The organism is Rhizobacter sp. P3_B12, from assembly GCF_056402895.1.
Map to the genome: position 1 here is coordinate 1 of NZ_JBFUGN010001531.1, position 931 is coordinate 931.

General features: G+C 68.3%; 2 protein-coding genes. One reads left to right on the forward strand and one right to left on the reverse strand.

The annotated features are described in order from the left end of the window. A partial coding sequence (gene argA / locus AC1D01_RS36660) for an amino-acid N-acetyltransferase (RefSeq protein WP_477874716.1) occupies positions 1-662 on the reverse strand: 662 nt, incomplete at its 3' end. Positions 663-723: 61 nt separating this feature from the next. Here argA and AC1D01_RS36665 point away from each other — a divergent pair. Then, a partial coding sequence (locus AC1D01_RS36665; protein ID WP_477874718.1) for a hypothetical protein occupies positions 724-931 on the forward strand: 208 nt, incomplete at its 3' end.

Here is a 931-nt window from a genome sequence, read left to right on the forward strand (position 1 = left end):
GGGTCGAGCGGGTCGAGCGGGATGCCGCGCACCTCGGTGACGTAGATCAGCTTGTCGGCCTGCAGCTCGCTGGCCGTGCTGGCGGCCACGTCTTCCATGCTGAGGTTGAAGGCCTCGCCGGTGGGCGAGAAGCCGAACGGCGACAGCATCGCGAGCGCGCCGATCTCGACCAGCTTGCGGATCCCGCTTGCATCGATCTTGCGCACCAGCCCGGTGTGCTGGAAATCGACGCCGTCGACGATGCCGACCGGGCGTGCGGTGATGAAATTGCCGGAGACGACGCGGATCTGGCTGTGCGCCATCGGTGTGTTCGGCAGGCCTTGCGAGAAGGCGGCCTCGATCTCGTAGCGCAGCTGGCCGGCGGCCTCCTGCGCGCAGTCGAGCGCGAGCGGGTCGGTGACGCGCATGCCGTGGCTGAAGCGCGAGGTGTGGCCCTTGGCGCGCAACTGCTCCTCGACCTGCGGCCGGAAGCCGTGCACCAGCACCAGCTTGATGCCCATCGCGTGCAGGATCGCGAGATCCTGCGCGAAGGCCGACAGCTTGCCGGCGGCGATCAGCTCGCCGGCGATGGCCACGACGAAGGTCTTGCCGCGGTGCGCATGGATGTGCGGCGCCACCGAACGGAACCACGGCACGAAGGTGTGGGGGAAGACGAGGTTCATGGCGGGGCCGCACGACCGGCCGCAGTTTGAAATAATCGACGATTTTGCACGAAGGCTTCGAGTGACCTCTGCCCCGCGCCGCGGCCCAACGCCGCTGGCCAAACCCGCTGGTGCCAAACCGGCCGTTGCCAACCCGATCCCACCGATCACCTTCCCCGAATCGCTGCCGGTGTCGTCGCGGCGCGACGAGATCGCGCAGGCCATCGAGGCGAACCAGGTCGTGAACGTCTGCGGCGAGACCGGCTCCGGCAAGACCACGCAGCTGCCGA